Origin of the sequence: Streptomyces sp. Y7 (assembly GCF_043195415.1) — a bacterium.
Lineage (GTDB): Bacteria > Actinomycetota > Actinomycetes > Streptomycetales > Streptomycetaceae > Streptomyces.
The window spans coordinates 1-26,903 of record NZ_JBIDDQ010000036.1 but is presented as its reverse complement, the minus strand read 5'-3'; the positions used below and the strand labels follow the sequence as shown (position 1 = coordinate 26,903).

Genomic DNA, 26,903 nt, shown 5'->3' with positions numbered 1-26,903 from the left:
TGCGCCGTCCCCGGGTCAGATGACGGGCGGTCGCCCGAGTCGGCTCAACTGCCACACCGTGCGCCAGCGCATGGGCCGCCGCTCGCCGGCCGACTCCCGCAGACCTTCCAGGAAGCCGCCGAACCAGGCACGCAGACCGCCGATCGAGCGGGTGCGGGCGAGGGTGAGCAGCACCCAGATGCCCAAGTGGACCGGGATGAGCGGCATCGGCAGCCGGCGCCGGGTCAGCCAGACGCGGTTGCGGGCGTTGACCCGGTAGTAGATGGCGTGCCGGGCGGGCGACGTCTTCGGGTGCTGGAGCAGGAGTTCGGGGGCGTAGAGGATGCGCCAGCCCGCGTCGACGGCTCGCCAGGCCAGGTCGGTCTCCTCATGGGCGAAGAAGAACTCCGCGGGCCAGTTGCCCGTCCGGTCCAGCATCGCGGTACGCAGCGCGTGGCCGCCGCCGAGGAAGCCGGTGACGTAACCGCCCCTGAGCGGATCCGACTTGCCGATCCTGGGCACATGCCGCTGCTGGGTCTCCCCGTGCTCGTCGGCGATGCGGAAGCCGACGATGCCGAGCCGGTCGTCGGCGGCGTACAGATCCCGTACGCGACGCAGCACATCGGCATCGACGAGGAGCCCGTCGTCGTCCAGCTCGACCACGACGTCGACGTCCCCGAACGCCCGCACCCGCTCCAGCGCCGCGTTGCGGCCACCCGGGCAGCCGAGGTTCTCGTCCAGCTCGATCGGCGTGAACTCACCGGGCAGGCCGAGCCGTTCCGCAAACTCGGGCAGCGGGCAGCCGTTGCCCACGACGACGATCCGATCGGGGGCGAGATCCTGCTTGGCCACGGATTCCAGCAGCGCGTCGACCTCAGCGGGCCGGTTACCCATGGTCACCACGGCGACGGCCATCCTCAGCTCCGACATGCCCCGCCCCCTCGCTTCGTTCCGTCATCGATCACCGGCGCGATGCTAGTGGTTAACGGTAAGGACTTTTCAAGTTCGCCGATTTGAAGGGTAGTAGTCAACGAACCAGGTGCCGACGGGCCGGATGCGCTGCACGGCTGCCTCGGGGGCAGGGCGGCGAGCAGCGTGCGTGTGGGCGGCGTTCAGCCTGCCTTTGGGCGGGGGCGGGCGGCGGTCAGCCTGCCTGTGGGGCAGCGAGCAGCCCGTCTGTGGGCGAGTGCGGGTGGCGATGAGCCTGCCTGCGAACGAGGGCGGGCGGCGATCGGCCACTCCATGGCAGCGATCAGCCTGTCCGTGGCAGCGATCAGCCTGTCCGTGGCAGCGATGAGCCCGCCTCCGCCTGCCTCCGCCTCCGCCCCTACCGTCCGCGGTTCTCCAGGCGCCGTACGAACTTCAGGCCCGACCAGTCCTCCCCCAGCGCCGCCACCTTCACGTCGACCACGCCGAGGGGGAGGAACAGGTCGCGCAGGGCGTTCTCGGTGATGTCACTGATGTGACCGGACGCGCGCCGGGGCCAGGCGATCCACAGCATGGCGCGGTCGGCGAGATCACCGACCAGCGCGGGCGCTTCGGCGACGAGTTCGCCGTACGACCGGTAGAAGGCGAGGGCGACGTCCGCGCCGCGCGGACCTCCCTCCCCGACCGCGCAGCCCTCCGGCAGCCCGGGGATCTCCCAGCGGGCGGGCGCATGCCGGAGCCGGACATGGTGGCCCTGCTTGACGCCGATCTTCTTGGCGAGCGGGGTACCGGAGCCGGGGTCGGACACACCCATACGGACCCCACCGCCTCTCTCTGTGTCACCGTCGGGATGCCATCTTCACCCGTGGGCACCCGACTTGTCCGTTTTCCGGACGACACGCAGGTCGGAGAGGGGGACGCCGGCACGAGCGCGCACTGGACCGACGGCTTCGCGCACCGCACCGAGCTCGGCCTCTCTCCGGCACCGCGTCCATTTCAGCTGCTGCCGAGCTCCAGCGGGTTGAAGCGCGTGGCCGCCATCAGGTACCAGGCGGTGGCTCCGACGTGCCGGTACGGGTAGTAGCCGAACCCGAACCCGGTGTCGAGCGGGCTGCTGGCGGACACGACGCCCGCCCGCTCGGGCAGCGCCCGCCCGCCGACGGTCTGAGCGCCTCCGAGCAGATCCTGCGCCCGCTCGACGGAGTCGATCAGCCGCCGAGCACGGCCCTCGTCGCCCCGTCCGTGCCGCTCGCGCAGGGCGAGCGCGGTGGGCGGTCCCTTCGAACCACACCCCGTTGCGGTTCGGTTTGGGCTGGGAGTCGGCGATCGGCACGTCCTCGTTCGCGACGAGACTGGCGGAACTGAAGGTGACGCCCTCGTACGACTGCCCCGCCGGCACGGTGCTGTTGCGCCGTTCGGCGTGATCGAGGACGGCGAGCTCGCGCGCGGCCCAGTCCAACGACCGTGCGTGGACACGGGAGTCGAGGGCGAGGTGGGTCCAGGTCTGGGTGTCCTCGGGGATCGGCGAGGTATTGATCGTCACCCCGTCATTGGTCCCGGTGTAGAAGAACCCGCCGTCCGCCTCCCACATCTTCAGCACGAACTCCCGGGCACGGATTCGGCGTTCCCACCACACCCGGTCGCCGGTGAGGCGGGCGAGACGCCCGAAGAGACAGACGAGGTCGGTGTTGTGCTCGGTGGAGGTGAAGGGCAGCTTCTGGTTCCCGCCGTCGACCCCGAACTTGTACCCGCCGAGCGGTTCGTCGGTACGCCCGTTCCGCTCGATCCACTCCCCGATCCGCACGGCACCGCGCAGGAACCGCCGCTCCCCCGTCCGCCGCGCCAGCGCACTCAGCGCGATCCCGGCCCAGGCCATGTCCCCCACAGCCGTACCCGTGAACCCGAACTGCGTCCCCACGTTCGCGGTCCCGTCCGCCCGCACGAACCCGTCCGGCTGCAGCGAGCCGTCGTAGAACGTGTACGGCCCGACGTTGTATCCCTGCCGAAGCCGACCGTCGTCATGCACCGGATCATGGGCCTGTGCGTACAACAGCGCGTCCCCGAGCGAAACTGCCCTCTCCCGCCCGGCACCGGAACGGACACCGAGCAGCGCGAGGATCGCCAGCGCGTTGTCGTAAGTGAAGGCGGTACTGAACAGCCCGGCCTGATCGGCATAACTCTGGGCAAGCCGAACGGGACCGTGCTCGGGGTAGCCGTCGGCAGCGGCGCCGAGGAAGGCGACTGCGCGGCGCTGCGGGGAGAGAGCCATGGAGGCCGAAGCCGGCGAGGAGCCCTGGCCGGCCATGGAGACGGCTCCGGATGAGGCCGCATTCGCCGCGCCCGCCCCAGCCGCGGCGAACACCGCAGCCCCGATCCCGGCCCCGATGAGCATGCGACGGCTGATCGTCGGCTCAGATCTACCGGACATACCGTTCATGGGTCTCCCTCTGGCACGGCTTGAGAGCGCTCTCAACGAGTGGGGAGCCATTCTGCTGGCCCCGGTGGGGTGGGTCAACGGGAGCGGCGCTGAACGTAGTTGACCACTCAGTACGCAGGGTGCCACACCGCCCCGAGCGCGATCCTCGTCACCCCGCCCTCTTCATGATCACTCTCAGCAGTGAATAGATCGAAAAACTGCAACTGTCCTATGTAAGGCCCAGTTGTCCAGGGTGTTCATCAGGAGATCACAGAAAGGGACGGCCTTGCTCGGGCAGCACCTCACGCGCCTCGCCACGACTCTGACCATCGCAGGAGCCCTCACATTCACCGCTCCGACGATCGCGCACGCCGGAGCCATCGGCTCGACTCCAGTGCGCACGTTCGAGTACAGCGTGGGCGGCGTAACCATGAAAGTGCCGACCGGCTGCATGTTCACGCACGTCGTTCGCGGAAACGGCAGGAAGATCACATACCAGAACGCGGGCGTCGACTGCGCGTTCGTCGGGGCGCTCAGTAGCGGTTTCTGCAACTGGCGCATCGACTTCAGCTACGCCGACACGAACAACCGCACCTATCGCACATCGCGCGGGAAGACACACAGCGAATGCAAGATCGACCCGATGCGGAACAACTCTCCCCAGACGCTGCCTCGTTATGGCAAGGCGTGCGCCCATCTCCATGTCAACGGAGTGCGGCGCGTGAGTCAGTGCCACCACATCACGAAATGAGTCGTTCATGGTCGCGCAGCAACAAGGCCGGGAGTCCGACCAGGCACAGGATGCGCAGCGGCGTCGGGCCGGCATCGCCGCGTTCCTGGCGGGCCTCTTCGCCACACTCGCCGTCTTCGCGTTCTTCCCCGGCCTGCCCCACGTCATCGACTGGGGAGCCATCCTCGTCTCCCTCACTGTGGGCGCGCTCGCCCAGTGGGGCTGCCGGACCTGGATGAAGAGAACGGCCACTAAGAAGCCCGGACGCATGTAGTCGCCCGGGCGGGCAGGTCAGCCCCACCGACCACACAGGACGGCCTACACAGAAACCCCAGGTCGGAGTCACTCTGACCTGGGGTTTGATGGAGCCGCCTTCGGGATTCGAACCCGAGACCTACGCATTACGAGTGCGTTGCTCTGGCCATCTGAGCTAAGGCGGCGCGCCGTCCGCACTATGGTGCGATCGGCAACGTCGGTAAGTCTACACAGTTTCCGAGGTGCTCCGTACCAGCCCTCCACTAGACCCTTCAGCGATCGCGATCAAGGCTATGAGCAGCGCTTTCCCTCGGTCGGCGGGGTCCCGCGGAGGAGGTATGCGTTGATCGTGTCGTCGACGCAGCTACTGCCGCGCCCGTATGCCGTGTGGCCGTCTCCGTCGTAGGTGAGGAGGCGGGACGAGGAGAGCTGGCGGGAGAGGGCCTGGGCCCAGCGGTACGGGGTCGCGGGGTCGCGGGTGGTGCCGACCACGACGATCGGGGCCGCGCCCTTCGCCTCGATGCGGTGCGGTTCCCCGGTGGCCGCCACCGGCCAGTACGCGCAGTTCAGGGTGGCCCAGGCCAGGCCCTCGCCGAAGACCGGGGACGCCTTCTCGAACGCGGGGAGGGCCCTGTGGACCTCGTCGGCGGTGGAGAAGGCCGGCGGGAGGTCCACGCAGTTCACGGCCGCGTTGGCGAACATCAGGTTCGTGTAGCGGCCGGCGCCGTCGCGCTCGTAGTAGCTGTCGGACAGGGCCAGTAGACCCGCCCCGTCGTTCTCCCGCATCGCCGAGGTCAGTGCGTCACGCAGCGCCTCCCAGGCTCCCTCGTCGTACATCGCCGCGATCACGCCGGTCGTGGCGAGGGATTCGCCCAGTTCCCGGCCGTCCGCGTCGCCGGCCGGGATGGGTCGGGCGTCGAGCTTGTCGAAGAACGCCTTGAGGTTGCGGCCGACCTCGCTCGCCCTCGTACCCAGCGGGCATTCCCGATGCCGCACGCAGTCCTTCGCGAACGCCCGGAACGCCGTCTCGAACCCCGCCGTCTGTTCGAGGTTCATCCGGCGCGCGGGCAGCGACGGGTCCATCGCGCCGTCCAGGACCAGCCGGCCCACCCGGTCCGGGAAGAGCCCGGCGTACGTCGCCCCGAGGAACGTGCCGTACGACGCCCCCACGTACGTCAGCTTCTCGTCCCCCAGCACCGAGCGCAGGACGTCCATGTCCCGGGCCCCCTCGGCGGTGGACACGTGCCGCAGGAGCCCCGGCGCGTCCGACCCGCAGCCCTCGGCGAACTTCTTGTACGCCTCGACGAGCTCGCCCGTCTCCTTCGCGTCGTCGGGGGTGAAGTCCGTCTGCGTGTACGCGTCCATCTGACGCCCGTTGAGGCACTCCACGGGCTCGCTGCGGGCGACTCCGCGCGGGTCGACCGCGACCATGTCGTAGCGGGCGCGTACGTCGGTCGGGTAGCCGATCCCCGCGTACTGCTGGAGGTAGCCGATCGCCGAGCCGCCCGGCCCGCCCGGGTTCACCAGCAGCGACCCCAGGGGCTTGCCCGGCCCCGTCGCCTTCTTGCGGGCCACGGCGAGCCTGGTGTCCCCGGCCTGCGGCTTCGCGTAGTCGAGCGGCGCCCGCAGGGTGGTGCACTGGAAGCCGGGCACTCCGCAGCTGCGCCAGGTCAGCTTCTGCGTGTAGTACGACGTGAGCGCGGTCGGCGTCGACTTCGGCAGCGCGGCCAGTCCGGCCTCGGCCGCGGCGCTCCCCTGGTGTGTCGACCCGCCGGAGGTGCAGGCGGAGGCGAGCAGCGCGGCGACTCCGAGGAGGGCGCCGAGCATGCCCGCCCGACGCCGGTTTCGGGGGCGGTTGCGCGGGGCCGGGCCGCTCGGGTCCGGGGCTGAACTGACTGCGGAGCTGCGCCTGGTGTGCATTCCGCGAGCGTAACTGTGTGCAGTGCATTGAATGCTCTCCGTGCGCATCACGGCTCGTACGTGTTACACGGTCAACCTTCTGTTGATCACTGTGCGGGTGCTGTCGTCGGACATGCGGACCGGGGGCTGTACGGCTGAGGGCTGTATGGCTGCGGCTGTGGGCTGTCGGCTACGGCTGTCGGCCGTCGGCTGCGTCTGTCGGCCGTCGGCCGTCGGCTGCGGCTGCGGCTGTCGGCTGTCGGCTGTCGGCCACCGTGCGCTCAGTCCGTTCAGCCCGCTCTCAGCGCCATCGTCATCGCCTCCACCGCCAGCAGCGGCGCCACGTTGGCATCCAGGGCGTCACGGCACGCGGCGATCGCCTCGATGCGGCGGAGCGTGGACTCCGGGGAGCTGTCGCGTGCGAGGCGCTCCAGAGCGTCCTCGGCATCGGTGTTGGCGAGGGCGATGCGGGAGCCGAGCTGGAGGGCGAGGACGTCACGGTAGAAGGCGGTGAGGTCGGTCAGGGCGAGGTCGAGGCTGTCGCGCTGGGTGCGGGTACGGCGCCGCTTCTGCTTGTCCTGCAGGTCCTTCATCACGCCCGCCGTGCCACGCGGCATCCTGCCGCCCTGGGCCGCGCCGAGCGCCGCCTTCAGCTCCTCGGTCTCCTTGACGTCTATCTCCTCGGCGAGCTGCTTGGCGTCCTCGGCGGCGGCGTCGACGAGTTCCTGGGCGGCCTTGAGGCAGGCGCCGACCTCGCCGAGGCGGAGCGGCAGCTTGAGTACGGAGGCACGGCGTTCGCGGGCCGCCGGGTCGGTGGCCAGGCGGCGGGCCCGGTCGACGTGGCCCTGGGTGGCGCGGGCCGCCGCGGCGGCGACGGCGGGCTCGATGCCCTCCCGGCGTACGAGCATGTCGGCGACGGCGTCGACCGAGGGCGTGCTCAGGTTCAGGTGACGGCAGCGGGAGCGGATGGTGGGCAGGACGTCCTCGAGGGAGGGGGCGCAGAGCAGCCAGACAGTGCGGGGGGCGGGCTCCTCCACGGCCTTCAGGACGGCGTTGGCCGACTTCTCGTTCAGCCGCTCGGCGTCTTCGACCAGGATGATCTGCCAGCGGCCGGTCGCCGGCGAGGTGAACGACTTGCGGACGGTGTCCCGCATGTCGTCGGCGAGGATCTGGGTGCCGACGGCGGCGACGGTGGTGACGTCGGCGTGCGTGCCCACCAGTGCCGTGTGGCAGCCGTCGCAGAAGCCGCAGCCGGGGGCGCCGCCGAGCGCGCGGTCGGGGCTGACGCACTGCAACGCGGCGGCGAAGGCCCGTGCCGTCTGGTTCCGGCCGGCTCCCGGCGGGCCCGTGAACAGCCAGGCGTGCGTCATTCTGGACGCCTCGGGTGGGGGTGCGCCGGTGGCGGCGGCGGTGACCAGGGCGTCGGCGTCCCTGGCGGCAGCGCTCAGCTGCTCGCTCACCCGCTCCTGGCCGACCAGGTCGTCCCATACGGTCATGGGTCACGCCCGCCTTTCGTCGCACTTCACGTCGCCGGGTCCATTGTGCGGGGCGGCACTGACAGTGGGCGCCGGCGCCGGCCGAAGCGGGCGGTGCGGGGAGTTGGGCGGGTGCGGGCCGGTGGGGGCTGGTCGCGCAGTTCCCCGCGCCCCTTGGGTGGGTGTGGGCACCCGGGAACCTGGAGTCGCACCGGTCAAGACCGGAGAAGGCTCGTGGCGCCCTGGGTGAGTGCCATCACTCGGCAACCGGGAGTCGGGCGGCCACAGGCCCGTGGGGGCTCGTCGCGCAGTTCCCCGCGCCCCTAGGTGGGTGCCGGCACCCGGGGGAACCGGGAGCCGCGCCGCTACAGCTGGTGAAGGCTCGTCGCCCCCTGGGTGGGTGCGGGCACCCGGGAACCGGGACTCGGTAGGCGGGCGGCCGCAGGCCGGTGGGGGCTGATCGCGCAGTTCCCCGCGCCCCTAGGTCAGTGCGGTCACGCCAGTTCGGACGTGACCGCACCCTCTCGACCGCAGGGCTAGCGACCCCGAAGCCCCCATCAACCGCAACGCCCGCAACCCCACAGCCCCGCCGGCCTCAGCACCCGCGACCCCACAGCCCCCCGTCAACCGCAACGCCCGCGACCCCACAGCCCCGCCGGCCTCAGCACCCGCGACCCCACAGCCCCGTCGACCGCAGCCCCCGCGACCCCGAAGCCCCCATCAACCGCAACGCCCGCGACCCCGCAGCCCCGTCGGCCTCAGCGCCTGCGGCCCCGTCCCCTGCCGCCGTCCTCGTCGTAGCCGTCGTCGTGCGGGCCCAGCAGTTCGTCGGCCAGTGTCGGGAGGTCGTCCAGCGGGGTTTCCTCGGCCCAGTCGGAACGGGCCCTGCGTCGCGGGGTACCCGTCTCGTCGACTTGGGGCATCTCGCGGGTACGGGCGTCCTCGTCGCGGAAGTAGCCGGGCGGCACCCGGTCCCCGGGGTCGTCCGCCGGAACGGGAGGCAGTACGGCGGTCTCGTCCGCGGCTCGCGGCGGAACCGGCGGCAGCACGGCCGTCTCGTCGGCGGCACCCGGCGTGACGGGCGGCAGTACGGCTGTCTCGTCGGCCGCACTGGGCGGCACCGGGGGCAGCACGGCAGTCTCTTCCGCCGCGGACGGCGGCACCGGCGGCTGCGGCAGCTTCGTCGTCACCTCGGAGGCGGACTCCTTGGCGGGACCGGCAGGGGCAGGCCGCTCGGGCTCCGTCGCCGGCGGCTGCTCGTCGCGCACCGGGCGCAGCACGGTCGTCTCGTCCGACGTGCCGCTCTGGGCCTGCTCCGGCGTCACGACGGGCGTGGGTACCGTCGCCGCGTCCCGGAAGCCGGTCGCGGCCGTGGGCCCGGTCGGCTGCTTCGGGCCCGCCTCCGCCGCGGCCGCGGCCTGCTCGGCCAGGCGTCGGGCCTCCTCGGCCTTCAGCAGGGCCTCCTCCGCCTTGCGCTGCTTCTCCAGGCGGCGCTCCTCGGCCTCGGCACGGATCCGCGCCTCCTCCTCGGCCTGCTTGCGGCGGCGGTCCTCCTCGGCCTTGCGGCGCGCTTCCTCCTCGGCGCGCACCTTCTCCTCCGCGAGGAGCCGCCGGCGCTCCTCCTCGGCACGCCGGGCCGCTTCCTCGGCCCGCAGCCGGGCCTCCTCCGCCTGCCGTTCGGCCTCGCGCCGCTGCGCCTCCTCCAGCTCGCGCCGCTTGCGCTCCTCCTCCTCGGCGCGCAGCCGGGCGAGCTGCTCCTGGCGCTCACGCTCCAGGCGCTCCTCCTCGGCCTTGCGGGCGGCCTCCTCCTCGGCCTTGCGGCGGGCCTCCTCCTCGGCCTTGCGGCGCGCTTCCTCCTGCGCCTGGATCTCGGCCTCGGACAGCGGCAGCATCTGGTCGAGCCGGTGCCGGACGACCGTCGTGACCGCCTCGGGCTCCTGGCCCGCGTCGACCACCAGGTAACGGCCGGGGTCGGCCGCGGCCAGCGTCAGGAAGCCGGAGCGCACGCGCGCGTGGAACTCCGCCGGCTCCGACTCCAGCCGGTCCGGCGCCTCCGTGAACCGCTCGCGGGCGATCTCCGGCGAGACGTCGAGCAGGACGGTCAGGTGGGGTGCCAGTCCGTTGGTGGCCCAGCGGTTGATGCGGGCGATCTCCGTCGGCGACAGGTCGCGGCCCGCGCCCTGGTAGGCCACCGAGGAGTCGATGTAGCGGTCCGAGATCACGACCGCGCCGCGCTCCAGGGCCGGGCGGACCACCGTGTCGACGTGCTCCGCGCGGTCGGCGGCGTACAGCAGCGCCTCCGCGCGGTGCGACAGACCGGCGCTCGACACGTCCAGCAGGATCGACCGCAGCCGCTTGCCGACGGGCGTGGCACCGGGCTCGCGCGTGACGACCACCTCGTGGCCCTTGCCCCGGATCCACTCGGCGAGCGCCTCGGCCTGGGTGGACTTCCCGGCGCCGTCGCCGCCCTCCAGGGCGATGAAGAAACCGGACGTCGCGGGCACCAGCTCGGGGTCGTCCCCGCCGAGCACCGCGTCCCGCAGGTCCTGCCGCAGCGGCACGCCGGACCGGTCGTCGACCTTGGCCAGGACCAGCACGGCCACCGGCAGCAGCAGCGCGCCGACCAGCATCAGCGTGAACGCCGCACCGCCGTGCGCGAAGACGAACTTGCCGCTCTCCAGCCGGTGCGGCCCGATCAGCGCGGCCACCAGCGGGGCGATCACCGCGCCGAGCGCCACGCACACGCGTACGACCGCGTGCAGGTGCTCCGTGGTGCGCGGCCGGCGGAATTCCTCGGCCTCCTGGTCGAGAAGGGTGTGCCCGGTGTTGGCGGACACGCCCGCGCCGGCGCCGGCCAGGGCGAGGATCAGCAGGACGGTGGTGACGTCCGGGACGAGTCCCGCGGCCAGCAGGGCGATGCCGGTGAAGGCGATGGCCAGCGCCAGCAGGCGGCGCCGGGACAGGGCGGGCAGCAGGGCGGGGGCCGTACGGATGCCGACGACCACTCCGCCGGTCAGGGCGAGCACCATCAGGCCGTAGAGCACCGGCCCGCCGCCCAGGTCCTTGGCGTGCAGCACGGCCACGGCGACCGCTGCGGCCACCGCGGCGGCGACGGCCGAGCAGGCCGTCACCAGCAGTGCGATCGCGCCGGTACGGCCCTTGTCGACGCCCGAGCCGGTCTTCGGCCGGCGCAGACCCTCCAGCGGCGACCGCGCGCGCGGGGTGCGCGTGGCGGGCAGCTCCAGGAACGTCACCACGGACAGGGAGGCGGCGAACAGACCGGCCGCGACATACGACCCGAGGGCCGCCTGGTGCTGCTCGAACCAGTCGAGCCCGGCACCGAGCAGGTTGTTCAGCAGGGCGGCGGCGACGAGCGCGGCGGCGGCCAGCGGGACGGCCACGAAGCTCGTGCGCAGCGACAGGCGGCGCAGGGCGTCCATGTGGTCCGGCAGCGGTCGTACCGTGGCGCCCTCCGGCGGCGGGGGCGGCACGAGCGCGGGCGCCGCGCTTTCCCGGCACACCGTCCAGAATCGCTCGGCGACGCCGGTCACGAAGACCGTCACCAGGAGGAACGCCAGCGCGTTGTCCGGCGTCCAGTCGATCCACAGGGGCGCCACGATCAGCAGGGCGACCCGCAGTCCGTCGGCGACGACCATGGTCCAGCGCCGGTCGAGGGGGCCGTCCTGCGAGGTCAGCGACGTCAGCGGGCCGAGAAGTACGGCGCCGAAGAGGAGGGTGGCCAGGATGCGCACGCCGAAGACGGTCGCCACTGCGAATGCCACGCCCCGGTAGCCGCCGCCGAACGACCCCTCGGCGATCGCCGCCTGAAGGGCCAGCAGCACCAGGACCAGCAGGGCGAGGATGTCGCCGACACCCCCCACCAACTGCGCACTCCACAACCGCCTGAGCTGCGGTCGGCGTAGCAGGGCACGGACAGCGCGCTCGCGGGAGTCCGCGGCAAGGGCGTCGTCGGGGGCCGGATTGGCGGCCGTTGGCTGCTCGGCACGGGTCATGCTTTCAGCCTATCGGGACGCACCGACAGCCCGGCGCTCCCGCCCGAACGTACGCACGCCCCGACACCAAACTGATGCCGAGGCGTTCGTTTTGCGAACCGGAGGTGAAGGACCCGGCCCTCAACCGGCCCCGGAGAGGGCTCGGTTGCGACCGGGTTCCGTCCCGCTCAGTCCTCGCTGGAAGAGTTCGAGGCGGTGGCCTTCTTCGTGGCCGTCTTCTTCGCCGTCGTCTTCTTCGCGGCCGTGGTCGTCTTCTTCGCCGCGGTCTTCTTGGCGGCCGTCTTCTTGGCCGGGGCGGCCTTCTTCGCGGCCGTCTTCTTCGCCGGGGCCTTCTTCGCCGTCTTCTTGGCGGGTCCCTTGGCGCGCTTCTCGGCGAGCAGCTCGAAGCCGCGCTCCGGGGTGATCTCCTCGACGCTGTCGCCGGAGCGCAGGGTCGCGTTGGTCTCGCCGTCGGTCACGTACGGCCCGAAGCGACCGTCCTTGACGACGACCGGCTTCTCGCTGACCGGGTCGGTGCCCAGCTCCTTCAGCGGCGGCTTGGCGGCCGCACGGCCACGCTGCTTGGGCTGGGCGTAGATCGCCTGCGCCTCCTCCAGCGTGATCGTGAACAGCTGCTCCTCGGCCTGCAGCGAGCGCGAGTCCGTGCCCTTCTTCAGGTACGGGCCGTAGCGGCCGTTCTGCGCGGTGATCTCCACGCCGTCCGCGTCGGTGCCGACGACACGCGGCAGGGACATCAGCTTGAGCGCGTCCTCCAGCGTGACCGTGTCGAGCGACATGGACTTGAAGAGGGACGCCGTGCGCGGCTTGACGGCGTTCTTGCCGGTCTTCGGGGTGCCCTCGGGGAGCACCTCGGTGACGTACGGGCCGTAGCGGCCGTCCTTGGCGACGATCTCGTGGCCGGACTTCGGGTCGGTACCCAGCTCGAAGTCGCCGCTGGGCTTGGCCAGCAGTTCCTCGGCGAGCTCGACGGACAGCTCGTCGGGCGCGAGGTCGTCCGGGATGTCGGCGCGCTGGTGCTGCTCGGTGTCCTTCTCGCCGCGCTCGATGTAGGGGCCGTAGCGGCCGACGCGCAGCACGATGTCGTTGCCCACCGGGAACGACGACACCTCGCGGGCGTCGATCGCGCCCAGGTCGGTCACGAGCTCCTTGAGGCCGCCGAGGTGGTCCCCGTCGCCGTTGCCGGCGTCGGCCGCGCTGCCGTTGTGGGTGCCCTCACCGAAGTAGAACCGCTTCAGCCACGGCACGGACTGGGCCTCGCCGCGGGCGATGCGGTCGAGGTCGTCCTCCATCTTGGCGGTGAAGTCGTAGTCGACGAGCCGCCCGAAGTGCTTCTCCAGGAGGTTGACCACGGCGAAGGACAGGAAGGACGGGACGAGCGCCGTGCCCTTCTTGAAGACGTAGCCGCGGTCGAGGATCGTGCCGATGATCGACGCGTACGTCGACGGGCGGCCGATCTCGCGCTCTTCGAGCTCCTTGACCAGGCTGGCCTCGGTGTAGCGGGCCGGGGGCTTGGTGGCGTGCCCGTCGACCGTGATCTCCTCGGCGCTGAGCCGGTCGCCCTCGCTGACCTGCGGCAGCCGGCGCTCGCGGTCGTCGAGCTCGGCGTTCGGGTCGTCGGCGCCCTCGACGTAGGCCTTGAGGAAGCCGTGGAAGGTGATCGTCTTGCCGGAGGCGCTGAACTCGACGTCCCGTCCGTCGGCAGCGGTGCCGCCGATCTTGACGGTGACGGAGTTACCGGTCGCGTCCTTCATCTGGGAGGCGACGGTCCGCTTCCAGATCAGCTCGTAGAGCTTGAACTGGTCGCCGGTCAGTCCGGTCTCGGCGGGCGTGCGGAAGCGGTCGCCGGAGGGGCGGATCGCCTCGTGCGCCTCCTGCGCGTTCTTGACCTTGCCGGCGTAGGTGCGCGGCTGCGGGGGCAGGTAGTCGGCGCCGTACAACTGCGTGACCTGGGCACGGGCGGCGGCGACGGCCGTGTCGCTCAGCGTCGTGGAGTCGGTACGCATGTAGGTGATGTAGCCGTTCTCGTACAGCTTCTGGGCGACCTGCATGGTCGCCTTCGCGCCGAAGCCGAGCTTGCGGCTCGCCTCCTGCTGCATCGTCGTCGTACGGAAGGGGGCGTACGGCGAGCGGCGGTACGGCTTGGACTCGACGGACCGGACGGCGAACTGCGTCTGCTCCAGCGCGGCGGCGAGCGCGCGGGCGTTCGCCTCGTCGAGGTGGAGGGTGTTCGCGCTCTTGAGCTGTCCGAGCGAGTCGAAGTCACGGCCCTGCGCGACCCGCCTGCCGTCGACGGTCTGCAGGCGCGCGACCAGCGACGACGGGTCCGACGGGTCTCCGGCGCGGCCGGTCGAGAAGGTGCCCGTCAGGTCCCAGTACTCGGCGGACCGGAACGCGATGCGCTCGCGTTCCCGCTCGACCACGAGCCGGGTGGCGACGGACTGGACACGGCCGGCCGACAGGCGCGGCATGACCTTCTTCCACAGGACCGGCGAGACCTCGTAGCCGTAGAGGCGGTCGAGGATGCGGCGGGTCTCCTGGGCGTCGACGAGCTTCTGGTTCAGCTCGCGCGGGTTGGCCACGGCGGCCTGGATCGCGGCCTTGGTGATCTCGTGGAAGACCATCCGCTTGACCGGGACCTTGGGCTTGAGCACTTCCTGCAGGTGCCACGCGATGGCCTCGCCCTCGCGGTCCTCATCGGTGGCGAGGAAGAGCTCGTCGGATTCCTTCAGCAGGTCCTTGAGCTTCTTGACCTGGGCACGCTTGTCGGCGTTGACCACATAGATCGGCTCAAAGTCGTGTTCGACGTCCACACCGAGGCGGCGGACCTCGCCGGTGTACTTCTCCGGCACCTCCGCGGCGCCGTTGGGAAGGTCGCGGATGTGCCCGACGCTCGCTTCGACTACGTAGCCGGGGCCCAGGTAGCCCTTGATCGTCTTCGCCTTGGCAGGCGACTCGACGATGACGAGTCGGCGGCCGCCCTGTGCGGTCTCGCTGGTCGGGGACAACTTCGCTCTTCTCTCCGGTCGACGCTGGGGCCTCCCCAGGCCGTAGTCCCGGGGTCGGGTGGTGTGACGCTGCGGAGTGTGACGGTACATCCCGCCCCGTTGTCAAACGGGAAAAGCCCGCAACGGCCACTCGAACGGTAACCCGACTTCCGCCATTCCTGCCGCCCGGAGTGCCCACAGGTCTTTTCGAGCCTTTCCGGAAGAGGCCCTGCCAATTACCGGCTGCCCAGCTCGCGGGCCGTTCTCAGAGGCGGGTGAAGCACCAGGTTCCGAGGATCAGCGCGATCAGCGCGACAACGCCGGCGAGGGTCGCCGATGCGACGGGGTTCACACCGTGAGCGACAGGCTGACGCTGTCGTAGCCGGACCGCGGTCCACACCAGCAGCCCGCCTCCGAACAGGGCGAACACGATCCCGGCGAAGAGTGCCGGTCCCCTTTCCATGGTTCCGCTTGCCCCTTTTCTCCCGTCCGCGCATGTCCAGCCCGGCGAGACTGGCACGCGCGGACGGCGCACAGACGAACCTGAGGTGAACGCGGGGCCGACGCGGCTGTGGACTCTGGAGTCACTCCGGGCCCGGCCGCCACGGCAGCCCCTTGGCATCCTCCGCCCACACCAGCCCCTCGCGCCTCGGGCCGCGCCGGGCACCGGTGTCTTTCGGGTCGTCCTCGCGTCAGTCCTCGGGGGTGTCCTCGCACCGCCGACCGGGCCGCCGTGCCCGCGGGCCTCGTCGAATCCCGCTCGCAGGCCGGTCGTGGCCGGCGCGCTCCTCACCCGGCGCCGAGATCATCTCGAATTTGTTCGCGGCCTTCTTGCGCCCCATTTCTCGCCGTGCCTGAACGATGCCTATGAGCTGGTCGGTGCGCGGTTTGGCGCAGTCGATCAAGGCGGCGATGTAACTCTCGCGGCATGCCGGCCGAGTACGGGACAAGCCCTACGGCTGCCCGCCGCGGCGGCGAATCACCATAGGCGTCCTCCAGGAGTCGTCCAGGAGTCCGCGTGAAGCGTCCGATGCCAGAAGGATGTTGGCCGGTTTCACATCCCCGTGCGGAAATGCCGATCCGGTGCCGGGGGCCGACGCGTCCGGCACGGCATGCCCGACGCGCCTGCTGAACCGGCGTCAGCAGCCCCGGTCACCGCGCCGGTTCGAGGAACCCCTGCTCCACAAGCAGCCGGATCTGGGCGGGCGTACGGTCGCGCAGCATGACCGGATCCTCGCCCATCAGCTGGGCGATCGCGTCCAGGATGCGGCCCGCGCTGAGCGAGCCGTCGCACACGCCCGCGAAGCCCGCGCCGACCGTGTCCACCTGGGTGGCCCGGCGCATGCCCCGGTGCTGACGCAGCACCACGTGCTCCGGGTCCTCGGCGCCCGGCAGTCCGACCTGCTCCTGCACGACCTCGGCGACGAGCCGGAAGTGGTCCTCCAGCAGGCCCGCGTCGTCCCGGGCACGCAGGTAGTCGAGCCGGGCGAAGTGCGCGCGGACCGTGTCGCCGAGCGGCTGCTCGACCGGGTGCGGCCACTCCTCCACCGTGATGGAGGGCACGGCGGCCGACGTCCTGCGCAGGGTGATCCACCCGAAGCCCACGGCCTTGACCTTGCGCGCCTCGAACTCGTCCAGCCAGGCGTCGTAGCGCGCCTGGTACTCGGCGGCGTCACCCCGGTGGTCGCCGGCGTCCCTGAGCCACAGCTCGGCGTACTGCGTGATGTCCTGGACCTCGCGCTGCACGATCCACGCGTCGCACCCGCGCGGCACCCACGAGCGCAGTCTGTCCTGCCAGTCCTCCCCCGCGACGTGCTGCCAGTTGGCGAGGAACTGCGCGAACCCGCCCTCGTTCAGCCGCTCCCCCGCCCCTTGAACGATCGACCGGCACAGATCGTCCCCGCCCATCCCGCCGTCGCGGTACGTCAGCCGCGCGCCCGGCGAGATCACGAAGGGCGGGTTGGACACGATCAGGTCGTAGGTCTCGTCGTCCTTGAGCGGCGCGAACAGCGAGCCCTCTCGCAGGTCCGCGGCGGGAGCGCCGGACAGTGCCAGCGTGAGCGCGGTGATGTGCAGCGCGCGCGGGTTGAGGTCGGTCGCCGTCACGCGCGTGGCGTGCTGCGCGGCGTGCAGGGCCTGGATACCGGATCCGGTGCCGACGTCGAGGGCGGAGGAGACGGGCGTACGGACGGTGATGCCGGCGAGGGTCGTGGAGGCGCCGCCGACGCCGAGGACCACGCCCTCGTCCCTGCTGCCGATGCCGCCCGCACCGCCGACCGCGCAGCCCAGGTCGGACACGATGAACCAGTCCTCGCCGCCGGGCCCGCCGTAGGGCCGTACGTCCACGGTCGCGGCGACGTCGTCGGACGCGCCACCGACCCGGACCAGCCACCCGCTCTCCAGGCAGGCGTCCACGGGCAGCACGTCCGCCACGCGCGCGTGCGCGACGGGCTGCTGCAGCAGGAAGAGCCGTACGAGCGCCTCCAGCGGCGTGTCGCCGCGGGTCGCCCGGAGCGCGGGCACGGTCTCGCTGCGGGCGAGCGCCGCGTACGCGGGCGCACCGAGCAGTTCGAGCAGCCCGTCGGCGGTGAAGGAGGCCCCGAGCAGGGCCTCCCGCAGCCGGGCGGCGACGTCGGGGCGGTCGGAAACGGGCAGGGAGGGCAGCGTGGAGTCACTCACGCCCTCATTGTGACCCGCGCCCGCCCCTGGAGTCGGCTCGAGCGCCCACGGCCCTCTGGGCTCAGCTGCCGGTCGCCCCGGCCGCGCCGGACGCCTCGGCGGCCTGCTTGCAGCCCTCCTGGGAGGTCAGCGCCTTCTTGGTGTCGCCGGACTCCAGCTTCTTCAGCGCGGTGACGGCGCTCTGGCGCTGGGTCTCCACCTGCTTCATCTCGGCCGACAAGTCCTTCAGGCCGGACGCGAACTTGCCCTGGTCCTTCGTGTCCAGCTTGTCGACCCGCTCCTTGAGGTCGGCGTAGGCCGCGGAGAGGGAGGTGAGCTTCTTGACGACGTCCTGCTGGACCTTCGCGCCGTTCTCCACGCCGGGAGGCGCCCCTGCGCCGCTGATGAGGCCCGCGCGCGCCTTGTAGCCCTCCGCGAGGTCCTGGAAGGCCTGGGAGTCGGCCTCCTGGAGCTCCTTGGGCGTGCTGGTGGTGTCCTTGGCCGCCTTGGTTATCGCGACGTAGGCCGCCGAGATCTTCGCGTTCTGCGCCGGCACCGCGTCGCAGACCTTCTTGGCCCAGGCGTCGAGCTCCTTGTTGCCCTCGTCGCTGGTGCATCCCGTCAGCGCCAGTACCAGTACCGCACCGCCGGACAGTGCGGCCGCGAGCTTCTTGTTCACCGGTTTGGTCCCTTCCATGGCTATCGGCCACGGGACCCTACACGTCGGATCGGGGAGGACACCTTGCCGCATGTGCCATCCATGGGCTTTTCAGACTATTTGCACCATGTGAGAGAAGGGTCACGGCAAGGCGTGAAGAGCAAGAGGCGGGCCGTCGTATGACCGCCTACGAGACCACCGCGGGATCGGCCGGGTTGGCCACCCTCTCGGCGTTGTCTTCGTCACCCACGGCGATGCCTCGCCGCTTGGAGACGTAGACCGCGCCGACGATCACGAGGGCCGAGACGACGGCGATCAGGACCCGCACGCCGACGTTCTTGTCCTCGCCGTAGCTGAACTGGATGACCGCGGGCGCGATGAGCAGCGCGACCAGGTTCATCACCTTCAGCAGCGGGTTGATCGCGGGACCGGCGGTGTCCTTGAAGGGGTCGCCGACCGTGTCGCCGATCACCGTCGCGGAGTGGGCCTCACTGCCCTTGCCGCCGTGGTGACCGTCCTCGACGAGCTTCTTGGCGTTGTCCCACGCGCCTCCGGAGTTGGCGAGGAACACCGCCATGAGGGTGCCCGAACCGATCGCGCCCGCGAGGAAGGCGCCCAAGGCACCGACGCCGAGCGTGAACCCGATGAAGATGGGCGCCATCACCGCGAGCAGTCCCGGCGTGGTGAGCTCGCGCAGGGCGTCCCGGGTGCAGATGTCGACGACCTTGCCGTACTCGGGCTTCTCCGTGTAGTCCATGATCCCTGGGCGCTCACGGAACTGCCTCCGCACCTCGTACACCACGGCACCCGCCGACCGCGACACGGCGTTGATGGCGAGACCCGAGAAGAGGAACACGACCGCCGCGCCGGCGATGAGGCCGACGAGGTTGTTCGGCTGCGAGATGTCCATCATCAGGTTCATCGGCGCGCCCTCGCCGCTGAGCTTCTCGCCCACGTCCCGTGCGCCGGTGGTGATGGCGTCGCGGTACGACCCGAAGAGCGCCGCCGCCGCCAGGACGGCGGTGGCGATGGCGATGCCCTTGGTGATGGCCTTGGTCGTGTTGCCGACCGCGTCCAGATTGGTGAGCACCTGGGCGCCGGCGCCCTCGACGTCGCCGGACATCTCGGCGATGCCCTGCGCGTTGTCGGAGACCGGACCGAAGGTGTCCATGGCGACGATCACGCCGACCGTGGTGAGCAGACCGGTGCCGGCCAGCGCCACCGCGAACAGCGCCAGCATGATCGACGTGCCGCCGAGCAGGAACGCCCCGTAGACGCCGAGGCCGATCAGCAGGGCGGTGTAGACGGCCGATTCGAGACCGATCGAGATACCGGCGAGGACGACAGTGGCGGGCCCCGTGAGCGAGGTCTTGCCGATGTCCTGCACCGGGCGGCGGTTGGTCTCGGTGAAGTAGCCGGTCAGCTGCTGGATGACAGCGGCCAGCAGGATGCCGATCCCCACCGCGACGAGCGCGAGGATCCGCGGGTCGCCGTCCTTGGCGGCGATGGCGGCGTCGCCGATGCCGTCGAGATCGGCGTACGACGACGGCAGGTAGGCGAACACGGCGATCGCCACCAGCACGATCGAGATCACCGCGGAGATGAAGAATCCACGGTTGATCGCGCTCATGCCGCTGCGGTCGCTGCGCCGCGGTGCCACCGCGAAGATGCCGATCATGGCGGTGATCACGCCGATCGCCGGCACGATCAGCGGGAAGGCGAGCCCGGCGTCACCGAACGCCGCCGATCCGAGGATCAGCGCGGCGACCAGGGTCACGGCGTACGACTCGAAGAGGTCGGCCGCCATGCCCGCGCAGTCGCCGACGTTGTCGCCCACGTTGTCGGCGATGGTCGCGGCATTGCGCGGGTCGTCCTCCGGAATGCCCTGTTCGACCTTTCCGACCAGGTCGGCGCCGACGTCGGCGGCCTTGGTGAAGATGCCGCCGCCGACACGCATGAACATCGCGATCAGTGCGGCACCGAGACCGAATCCTTCGAGCACCTTCGGCGCGTCGGCCGCGTACACCAGCACCACACAGGAGGCGCCGAGCAGACCGAGCCCCACTGTGAACATGCCGACGACGCCGCCCGTGCGGAAAGCGATCTTCATGGCTTTGTGCGAGACGGCGGTGAGATCCTTTTCGGGCTCACCTTCCGCCGGGGTCGCTTCCCGTGCCGCCGCGGCGACGCGCACATTGCTGCGCACGGCGAGCCACATGCCGATATAGCCGGTGGCCGCCGAGAACGCCGCGCCGATCAAGAAGAACACCGATCGGCCGATGCGCTGATTCCAGTCGTCCGCGGGCAGCAGCATGAGCAGGAAGAACACGACGACGGCGAATACGCCGAGCGTGCGCAGCTGCCGGGCCAGATAGGCGTTGGCGCCTTCCTGGACCGCTGCCGCGATCTTCTTCATGCTGTCGGTGCCCTCGCCCGCCGCGAGCACCTGGCGCACCAGGACGCCGGCGACCACGAGCGCTGCCAGTGCGACGACACCGATGATCGTGATGATGATCCGGTTGTCGTCGGTCAGCACTGCGGCTGCGAGGGTTGTGGGGTGGTCCAACTGATGAGGGGTAGAAAGCCCCGCCATTCGTCCTCCTTGACGCTTGGGCTGAGCTCAAGATGTGGACGGATTCTAGGTACCGGAACCTGATCAAAACAGATGGCGGTAAACGGAATTGGCCTTCACATGCCGTTCAGCAAATGATCGACATCAGGCCACTGAACCCGAACGTGCTAATGCCCCAAAGGCATTGACGCCCCCATTGAAGCTTGATCAAATGATCGAGAGCTTGATCAATTATCGGAAGATCGATCGTGAATTCATTCACGAATTCCTCCGCGCCCGGCGACAAAAAACACGAAGGGGCCCTGCTGAGCAGGGCCCCTTCGTGATGAAGCGGATGGGTGAAGCTGTTCGTTCAGGCGAGCACCGCGGCCGGCGGTGTGGTCGGCCAGGTCATACGGATCAGGCCGCCATGCTCCCCGGCGGAGACTTCGACATCGTCGACGAGGCCGCTGATGACCGCGAGGCCCATCTCGTCCTCCTCGGCATCCACCTCACCGTCGTCACGCGCGGCGCCGGACGACCGATCGCCGGGAACGGAACGCGGCGCCTCGTCGCCGACCTCGATGGAGAACTGTTTCTCCTCCTCGATCAGCGACACCTTCACCGGCGCCGTGATGCCGACGCTCTGATGCAGTCCGACGGCACGGGTGCACGCCTCGCCCACGGCGAGCCTGACCTCGTCCAGGACGGCCTCGTCCACTCCGGCCCTGCGCGCCACCGCTGCCGCCACCAGTCGGGCGGTCCTGACGTGCTCGGGCAGCGCGCTGAAGCGGAGTTCAACGGTGGCCATGCATCCCCCTCGCAACTTCGGGCGTGCTGTCGGGAGGACCGGGCCGCCGAAAGCCCAGTCCCCCTTCACTTTCAACTTCTGCCGCCCCGGGCACGCTCGAGCGCGCCCCCGGGTCCGGTTGTCAGTCGGTCGCCGCTACCGCTTCCTCGACCGAGGTGTGGATCGGGAACACCTTGGTGAGGCCGGTGATACGGAAGATCTTGAGAATGCGCTCCTGGTTGCAGACCAGGCGCAGGGAGCCCTCATGGGCACGAACCCGCTTCAAGCCGCCGACCAGTACGCCGAGCCCGGTGGAGTCGAGGAAGTCCACGCCCTCCATGTCAACGACGAGGTGGAAACTCCCGTCGTTCACCAGCTCGACCAACTGTTCGCGCAACTTGGGCGCGGTATATACGTCGATTTCGCCACCGACCTCGACGACCGTACGATCGCCGACGGTACGGGTCGACAGGGACAGGTCCACGGATCCTCCAGCACCTTGCTATCGAGCGGTCGTCCCTAGGGACACCTCGGCTTGCAGTCCCCAGGACGGTTCGCCAGCCGCGATGGCATTCAATCACTTACCGGCAGGCGTGCACGACGCCTTGGTCCCATTGTCCGTCACGCCAGTGACACACTCGGTCCCGATGGCCAAGAATCACCGATCCGATCGATCCCCGACGGGCCCCGCTTCCCGGGTGGACCCGGGCGCGGTGCTGGGCCGACTCGCCTCGGGGCCGAGTCGGGCTTCGCGCATCACTCATACGGAGCATGTGCCCCCGAGGGAGGGCCGCCATGCAGTCTGGCCCGACCGGATCCGCGCGGAGGTCATCGCCGCGGTGCAGACGGCCGGAATCCAGCATCCGTGGGCCCACCAGGCACGGGCCGCCGAACACGCCCTGGACGGCGACTCGGTGGTCGTCGCCACGGGCACGGCCTCCGGCAAGTCGCTGGCCTACCTCGTGCCCGTCCTGTCGGCGATCCTGGACGGTTCGGATGCGCCGAACGGCCGGGGCGCGACCGCGCTCTACCTGGCGCCGACCAAAGCTCTTGCGGCGGATCAGTGCCGATCGGTGAAGGAACTTTCACATCCGCTGGGCAATTCCGTCCGACCCGCCGTCTACGACGGCGATACTCCGTTCGAGGAACGCGAGTGGGTCCGCCAGTACGCCAACTACGTCCTGACCAACCCCGACATGCTGCATCGCGGCATACTCCCGTCCCACCCCCGCTGGTCCTCCTTCCTGAAGGCCCTGAAGTACGTCGTCATCGACGAGTGCCACACCTACCGCGGCGTCTTCGGCTCCCATGTCGCCCAGGTGCTGCGCCGGCTGCGGCGCCTGTGCGCCCGCTACGGCGCCTCTCCCGTCTTCCTGCTGGCCTCCGCCACGGCCGCCGAGCCCGCGGTGGCCGCCCGCCGCCTGACCGGCCTCCCGGTCGTCGAGGTGGCCGACGACGCCTCACCGCGCGGCGAACTGGTCTTCGCCCTCTGGGAGCCCCCGCTCACCGAGATGCAGGGCGAGAAGGGCGCACCCGTCCGGCGTACGGCCACCGCCGAGACGGCCGACCTCCTGACCGATCTCGCGGTGCAGGGCATCCGCTCGGTCGCCTTCGTACGCTCCCGGCGTGGCGCCGAGCTGATCTCGGTCATCGCCCAGGAACGCCTCGCCGAGGTCGACCGCTCCCTCGCCCGGCGTGTCGCGGCCTACCGCGGCGGCTACCTGCCCGAGGAACGCCGCGCCCTGGAACAGGCCCTCCACTCCGGCGAACTCCTCGGCCTGTCCGCCACCACCGCCCTGGAACTCGGCATCGACGTCTCCGGCCTCGACGCCGTACTGATCGCCGGCTACCCGGGCACCCGCGCCTCCCTGTGGCAGCAGGCGGGCCGGGCCGGCCGCTCCGGGCAGGGCGCCCTCGCGGTCCTCGTCGCCCGCGACGACCCGCTGGACACGTACCTCGTCCATCATCCCGAGGCCCTGTTCGACCGTCCGGTGGAATCGACCGTCCTCGACCCCGACAACCCGTACGTCCTCGCCCCGCACCTGTGCGCGGCGGCCGCGGAGATCCCGCTGACGGACGAGGACCTGGAGCTGTTCGGCCCCGAGACCGAGAACCTGCTGCCGCAGCTGGAGGCCGCGAAGCTGCTGCGTCGGCGCACCAAGGCCTGGCACTGGACCCGCCGGGAACGGGCCGCCGACCTCACCGACATCCGCGGCGAGGGCGGCCGACCGGTCCAGGTGGTCGAGGAGGGCACGGGCCGCCTGCTCGGCACGGTCGACGCGAGCGCCGCGCACGGCACCGTCCACGAGGGCGCCGTCCACCTGCACCAGGGCCGTACGTACCTGGTGCGCTCGCTCGACCTGGAGGACTCCGTCGCCCTGGTCGAGGAGGCCTCCCCGCCCTACTCGACGGTCGCCCGGGACACCACGGCGATCTCCGTCCTGGAGACGGACGTCGAGGTCCCCTGGGGCGACGGCCGCCTCTGCTACGGCTCCGTCGAGGTCACCAACCAAGTGGTCTCCTTCCTGCGACGCCGGCTGATCACCGGCGAAGTTCTGGGCGAGACGAAGCTCGACCTCCCTCCTCGTACGCTGCGCACCCGCGCGGTGTGGTGGACGGTCACCGAGGACCAGCTGGACGAGGCCCGGATCAACCCGGAGATCCTCGGCGGCGCCCTGCACGCCGCCGAGCACGCCTCGATCGGCCTGCTGCCCCTCTTCGCGACCTGCGACCGCTGGGACATCGGCGGCGTCTCGATCCCGCTCCACCCCGACACGCTGCTGCCCACGGTCTTCGTCTACGACGGCCACCCCGGCGGCGCGGGCTTCGCCGAGCGCGCCTTCCACACGGCCCGCTCCTGGCTCACCGCCACCCGCCAGGCCATCGCCTCCTGCGAGTGCGACGCCGGCTGCCCCTCCTGCATCCAGTCCCCCAAGTGCGGCAACGGCAACGACCCACTGCACAAGCGGGGGGCCGTGCGGTTGCTGACGGTGTTGTTGCGGGGGGCACCGGAGGAGGGGGCGAGGGTGGCTGCGCCACCGCTCACGGAACCGGTCTCGGCACCTGTCACGGAACCGGTCTCGGCCGGGCCGTCAGTGCGGGGGGCGGCGGCAGATGCCCGGTCGGGTCGGCAGGTACCGCAGGCCCCGCCCGCGCCCTGACCTCCGCCGCGAACGGGCCCCTGCCCGACGCCGCCGTGACGTCCGAGACCTCGCCGACCAGTACGCACCGCACGAGCCGCACACCCTGGGCGCCCGCGACGCGTTCGGCCCGGTCGCAGGCGGCCGTGGAGCCCTCCGCCCAGTGGTCGGCCGCGGCGAGCGCCGCGAGGTCGGCGCCGCCCGCCGCACGGTGCCGGGTCACGACGGCGTGTCCCAGGGCGAGTACGACGCCGAAGACGACACAGAGCACCGTGATGGCGCCGAGGCTCCACACGGTGGCGGAGCCCCGGTCGGAACGCGGATCGAGCCGCGGCTTTCGGGTTCTACGGCTGCTTTCTGTTGGGGCCCGCCAGCTGCCCGACCCCGCGGCAGTCCAGCGGGCGGGAGCGGAACGCCCCCTCATGTCCCCGCCCCCACCGTCTCCTCGGCCACGGCGACGGCTTCCTCCCGTACCTCGAAGGGAAGTCCCGTCAGCACCGGCGGCTTGGCCACGACGACCACGTGGACCTCGTCCCCCTCCCGGCCGAGGGTGACTGTCGCGCCCCGGGGTGCCGCCTCGCGGGTCACCTCGATGACCGCGTCGGTGGGGTCCTGCCGGGCTGCCGCTCGGGCGCCGGTCCGGGCCGCGTCCACGCACTGGATCTGCGCCGCCATCACGAGCAGACCCCACACCAGCGCCATGGCGAACATGACCAGAACCGGTAGGACGACGGCCGACTCCGCGGTGGCGAAGCCCTGGTCCGAGCCGGCAGCGGGCCTCCCGGCCCGCCGCGAGCCCTGCCTCTCACATTCGCGCATCGAGCGCCTGCTTCACGATGGCCTGCAACTCCTCGCTGACCTGCCCACTCGTCACGACCTTGTAGAGCACCACCGCGAACGCCACCGCCGCGACGATGCCCATCGCGTACTCGGAGGTGACCATCCCGGCATCACCCCGTGCCGCTCGCACCCTGCGCACCAGCGCACGCATCCGTGCCCGTACTGCCTTGAACATCTCAACCCCCGTGAGGTTCAGTCCCTTTGAAACGCTGAACAGTTCGTTGAAATCCCGCTGCCGAGTGCCCTCGGGCGCCCGCAGCCGGCCCTGCCTGTCGCAGGGCCCCGGCCACCGATCTGTGGCCGTCACCGCTCTCGGTCCGTCAGCCCGCACCCCCTCCCAACACCCCGCCCGCAAGCCCGATGACCACCGGCGCCACGCCCACCGCGATGAACGCGGGCAGGAAGCACAGCCCCACCGGCGCACTGACCATCACGGCCGCCCGCCTGGCCCGTTCCGTCCCTGCGCGGCTCCACTCGGCGCGCGCCTCCGCAGCCAGCCGCGCGACCGGTCCCGCTGCAGGAAGCCCTGTCACATCGGCCCGTTCCAGCAAGCGGGCCAGTGCCCCCGCCCCGGGCAGCGAGGCCAACCGCTGCCATGCCTCGCCCGGTTCACCACCGAGCCGCACTTCCGCGGCACCTCGTGAGAGCCCGTCCCCGACGGGCCCGCCGAGCGCCTCGCCCACGGCCTGAGCCGCGATCACCGGACCGGCGCCCGCCGAGATGCAGGCCGCGAGGAGGTCGGCTGCGAGGGGAAGCCGACGTGCCACCTCCCCGGCATCGACCTCCGGCGCGGCACCGGCAGCCGCACTCTGCCGACGCCGCCACAGCCACATCCCGACCCCGGCGGCCAGCCCCACCGCCAGACCGGCCAACCCGCCCACCAGCGCCCAACCGGCGCCCGCGACCGCCGCCAGTGGCAGCCATTGCCGCGCGCTGCGCCGCAGGTCGTACCGTCTGCGGCGGGCCGACATCACATCCGCCGACGTCACACCGGCCGGCGTCACACCGGCCGGCGTCACACCCGCCGGCGTCACACCCGCCGGCGTCACACCCGCCGGCGTCAGACCGGCCGGCGTCAGCAACGACCCCAGCCGCCGCCGAACCCTCCGCTCGCGCCGGACCTCCGCCGACCACCGCAACAGCCACCCGGCGACCAGCACCGCCCCCATCGCCGTCCCCACCCTGTGGACAACCTCGGCGTTCATCCCGCCCCCTCTCCCGCACGGCGACCGCCAACTCGGCCAACCAGCCAGCCCTTCACTCGCCCTCCCACCCGACCCCTCACGCCGCCTCCGCTCCCCACACGATCCGCGTCACGACCAACCCGATCTCCCCGCACGATCCGCGCACGACCCACTCGACATCCCAGCCCGCCCGTCACCCGTCCAGCCACACGCCCCCACATCCACCTCCGCTCCCCGCACGATCCGCGTCACGACCAACCCGACCTCCCAGCCCACCCGTCACCCCGTCCACCCACACGCCCCCACACGCCGCCTCCACTCCCCACACGATCCGCGCCACCGCCAACCCGACCGCTCACCCGTCCACCCACACGCCCCCCCCCCCCCACCCCCCCCCCCCCCGC

General features: G+C 71.2%; 19 protein-coding genes, 1 tRNA gene and 1 pseudogene. 3 read left to right on the top strand and 18 right to left on the bottom strand.

Annotation, left to right across the window (positions count from 1 at the left end):
- Positions 1–15: 15 nt before the first annotated feature.
- From ACGFW6_RS41590 to ACGFW6_RS41580, 3 genes and pseudogenes are all read right to left on the bottom strand, one after another.
- Entirely contained in the window at positions 16–909 is an 894-nt protein-coding gene (locus ACGFW6_RS41590) for a glycosyltransferase family 2 protein (protein ID WP_393521970.1), read from the bottom strand.
- A 397-nt stretch (positions 910–1,306) separates the two neighbouring features.
- The gene (locus tag ACGFW6_RS41585) at positions 1,307–1,720 is read right to left on the bottom strand and encodes a DUF3052 domain-containing protein (protein ID WP_393521968.1); all 414 of its coding nucleotides are present in this window, start codon (positions 1,718–1,720) and stop codon (positions 1,307–1,309) included.
- Positions 1,721–1,902: 182 nt separating this feature from the next.
- Positions 1,903–3,343 (bottom strand): annotated as a pseudogene (locus ACGFW6_RS41580) (Tat pathway signal sequence domain protein).
- A gap of 265 nt (positions 3,344–3,608) precedes the next feature.
- Here ACGFW6_RS41580 and ACGFW6_RS41575 point away from each other — a divergent pair.
- Positions 3,609–4,073 (top strand): hypothetical protein, encoded by a 465-nt coding sequence (locus ACGFW6_RS41575; RefSeq protein ID WP_393521966.1) that lies wholly within the window; start codon positions 3,609–3,611, stop codon positions 4,071–4,073.
- Positions 4,074–4,080: 7 nt separating this feature from the next.
- Positions 4,081–4,326 (top strand): hypothetical protein, encoded by a 246-nt coding sequence (locus ACGFW6_RS41570; RefSeq protein WP_393521964.1) that lies wholly within the window; start codon positions 4,081–4,083, stop codon positions 4,324–4,326.
- Positions 4,327–4,415: 89 nt separating this feature from the next.
- Here ACGFW6_RS41570 and ACGFW6_RS41565 read toward each other — a convergent pair.
- The 11 genes from ACGFW6_RS41565 to bldG all read right to left on the bottom strand — a co-directional run bounded on the left by ACGFW6_RS41565 (position 4,416) and on the right by bldG (position 21,819).
- Positions 4,416–4,492 (bottom strand) — tRNA-Thr (locus ACGFW6_RS41565).
- A 106-nt stretch (positions 4,493–4,598) separates the two neighbouring features.
- The gene (locus ACGFW6_RS41560; RefSeq protein WP_393521962.1) at positions 4,599–6,134 is read right to left on the bottom strand and encodes an alpha/beta hydrolase; all 1,536 of its coding nucleotides are present in this window, start codon (positions 6,132–6,134) and stop codon (positions 4,599–4,601) included.
- Between the two features lie 362 nt (positions 6,135–6,496).
- A complete protein-coding gene (locus ACGFW6_RS41555) occupies positions 6,497–7,702 on the bottom strand; it encodes a DNA polymerase III subunit delta' (RefSeq protein WP_393521960.1) in 1,206 nt (401 codons plus the stop codon).
- A 737-nt stretch (positions 7,703–8,439) separates the two neighbouring features.
- On the bottom strand, positions 8,440–11,694 hold the full coding sequence (gene tmk / locus ACGFW6_RS41550; protein ID WP_393521958.1) for a dTMP kinase: 3,255 nt from the start codon (positions 11,692–11,694) through the stop codon (positions 8,440–8,442).
- A 167-nt stretch (positions 11,695–11,861) separates the two neighbouring features.
- On the bottom strand, positions 11,862–14,699 hold the full coding sequence (gene topA, locus ACGFW6_RS41545) for a type I DNA topoisomerase (protein ID WP_393521956.1): 2,838 nt from the start codon (positions 14,697–14,699) through the stop codon (positions 11,862–11,864).
- Between the two features lie 244 nt (positions 14,700–14,943).
- Positions 14,944–15,141, bottom strand: coding sequence for a hypothetical protein (locus ACGFW6_RS41540; protein ID WP_393521954.1), 198 nt, complete (start codon positions 15,139–15,141; stop codon positions 14,944–14,946).
- 689 nt (positions 15,142–15,830) lie between these two features.
- On the bottom strand, positions 15,831–17,357 hold the full coding sequence (locus ACGFW6_RS41535; protein ID WP_393521952.1) for a methyltransferase: 1,527 nt from the start codon (positions 17,355–17,357) through the stop codon (positions 15,831–15,833).
- A 61-nt stretch (positions 17,358–17,418) separates the two neighbouring features.
- Entirely contained in the window at positions 17,419–18,033 is a 615-nt protein-coding gene (locus tag ACGFW6_RS41530) for a small secreted protein (protein WP_393521950.1), read from the bottom strand.
- A gap of 148 nt (positions 18,034–18,181) precedes the next feature.
- Positions 18,182–20,587, bottom strand: a complete 2,406-nt coding sequence (locus tag ACGFW6_RS41525) for a sodium-translocating pyrophosphatase (protein WP_393521948.1) — start codon at positions 20,585–20,587, stop codon at positions 18,182–18,184.
- A gap of 331 nt (positions 20,588–20,918) precedes the next feature.
- Positions 20,919–21,356: an ATP-binding protein gene (locus ACGFW6_RS41520; protein ID WP_393521946.1), complete on the bottom strand. Its 438-nt coding sequence runs from the start codon at positions 21,354–21,356 to the stop codon at positions 20,919–20,921.
- Between the two features lie 121 nt (positions 21,357–21,477).
- Positions 21,478–21,819 (bottom strand): anti-sigma factor antagonist BldG, encoded by a 342-nt coding sequence (gene bldG / locus ACGFW6_RS41515; RefSeq protein WP_003975386.1) that lies wholly within the window; start codon positions 21,817–21,819, stop codon positions 21,478–21,480.
- An 82-nt stretch (positions 21,820–21,901) separates the two neighbouring features.
- Between bldG and ACGFW6_RS41510 the strand changes: the two genes are divergently transcribed.
- The gene (locus ACGFW6_RS41510) at positions 21,902–24,496 is read left to right on the top strand and encodes a DEAD/DEAH box helicase (RefSeq protein ID WP_393521944.1); all 2,595 of its coding nucleotides are present in this window, start codon (positions 21,902–21,904) and stop codon (positions 24,494–24,496) included.
- On the opposite strand, the gene ACGFW6_RS41505 is transcribed toward ACGFW6_RS41510, so the two are convergent.
- The 4 genes from ACGFW6_RS41505 to ACGFW6_RS41490 form a co-directional block, all read right to left on the bottom strand.
- Entirely contained in the window at positions 24,402–24,770 is a 369-nt protein-coding gene (locus ACGFW6_RS41505; RefSeq protein WP_393521942.1) for an Rv3654c family TadE-like protein, read from the bottom strand. The genes ACGFW6_RS41510 and ACGFW6_RS41505 overlap by 95 nt on opposite strands.
- 125 nt (positions 24,771–24,895) lie before the next feature.
- Complete coding sequence (locus ACGFW6_RS41500) at positions 24,896–25,294, bottom strand: TadE family type IV pilus minor pilin (protein ID WP_393521940.1); 399 nt, start codon at positions 25,292–25,294, stop codon at positions 24,896–24,898.
- The gene (locus ACGFW6_RS41495) at positions 25,281–25,490 is read right to left on the bottom strand and encodes a DUF4244 domain-containing protein (RefSeq protein WP_393521938.1); all 210 of its coding nucleotides are present in this window, start codon (positions 25,488–25,490) and stop codon (positions 25,281–25,283) included. Before ACGFW6_RS41495 ends, ACGFW6_RS41500 begins: the two co-directional genes overlap by 14 nt.
- A gap of 145 nt (positions 25,491–25,635) precedes the next feature.
- On the bottom strand, positions 25,636–26,484 hold the full coding sequence (locus ACGFW6_RS41490) for a type II secretion system F family protein (RefSeq protein ID WP_393521936.1): 849 nt from the start codon (positions 26,482–26,484) through the stop codon (positions 25,636–25,638).
- Positions 26,485–26,903: the final 419 nt, after the last annotated feature.

Bases quoted from the DNA above. Each gene is read 5' to 3' on its own strand.
- ACGFW6_RS41590 (WP_393521970.1), bottom strand. From the start codon at position 909: ATGTCGGAGCTGAGGATGGCCGTCGCCGTGGTGACCATGGGTAACCGG.
- ACGFW6_RS41585 (WP_393521968.1), bottom strand. From the start codon at position 1,720: ATGGGTGTGTCCGACCCCGGCTCCGGTACCCCGCTCGCCAAGAAGATC.
- ACGFW6_RS41570 (WP_393521964.1), top strand. From the start codon at position 4,081: ATGGTCGCGCAGCAACAAGGCCGGGAGTCCGACCAGGCACAGGATGCG.
- ACGFW6_RS41560 (WP_393521962.1), bottom strand. From the start codon at position 6,134: ATGCTCGGCGCCCTCCTCGGAGTCGCCGCGCTGCTCGCCTCCGCCTGC.
- ACGFW6_RS41555 (WP_393521960.1), bottom strand. From the start codon at position 7,702: ATGACCGTATGGGACGACCTGGTCGGCCAGGAGCGGGTGAGCGAGCAG.
- tmk (WP_393521958.1), bottom strand. From the start codon at position 11,694: ATGACCCGTGCCGAGCAGCCAACGGCCGCCAATCCGGCCCCCGACGAC.
- ACGFW6_RS41540 (WP_393521954.1), bottom strand. From the start codon at position 15,141: ATGGAAAGGGGACCGGCACTCTTCGCCGGGATCGTGTTCGCCCTGTTC.
- ACGFW6_RS41530 (WP_393521950.1), bottom strand. From the start codon at position 18,033: ATGGAAGGGACCAAACCGGTGAACAAGAAGCTCGCGGCCGCACTGTCC.
- ACGFW6_RS41525 (WP_393521948.1), bottom strand. From the start codon at position 20,587: ATGGCGGGGCTTTCTACCCCTCATCAGTTGGACCACCCCACAACCCTC.
- ACGFW6_RS41520 (WP_393521946.1), bottom strand. From the start codon at position 21,356: ATGGCCACCGTTGAACTCCGCTTCAGCGCGCTGCCCGAGCACGTCAGG.
- ACGFW6_RS41510 (WP_393521944.1), top strand. From the start codon at position 21,902: ATGGCATTCAATCACTTACCGGCAGGCGTGCACGACGCCTTGGTCCCA.
- ACGFW6_RS41500 (WP_393521940.1), bottom strand. From the start codon at position 25,294: ATGCGCGAATGTGAGAGGCAGGGCTCGCGGCGGGCCGGGAGGCCCGCT.
- ACGFW6_RS41495 (WP_393521938.1), bottom strand. From the start codon at position 25,490: ATGTTCAAGGCAGTACGGGCACGGATGCGTGCGCTGGTGCGCAGGGTG.
- ACGFW6_RS41490 (WP_393521936.1), bottom strand. From the start codon at position 26,484: ATGGGGGCGGTGCTGGTCGCCGGGTGGCTGTTGCGGTGGTCGGCGGAG.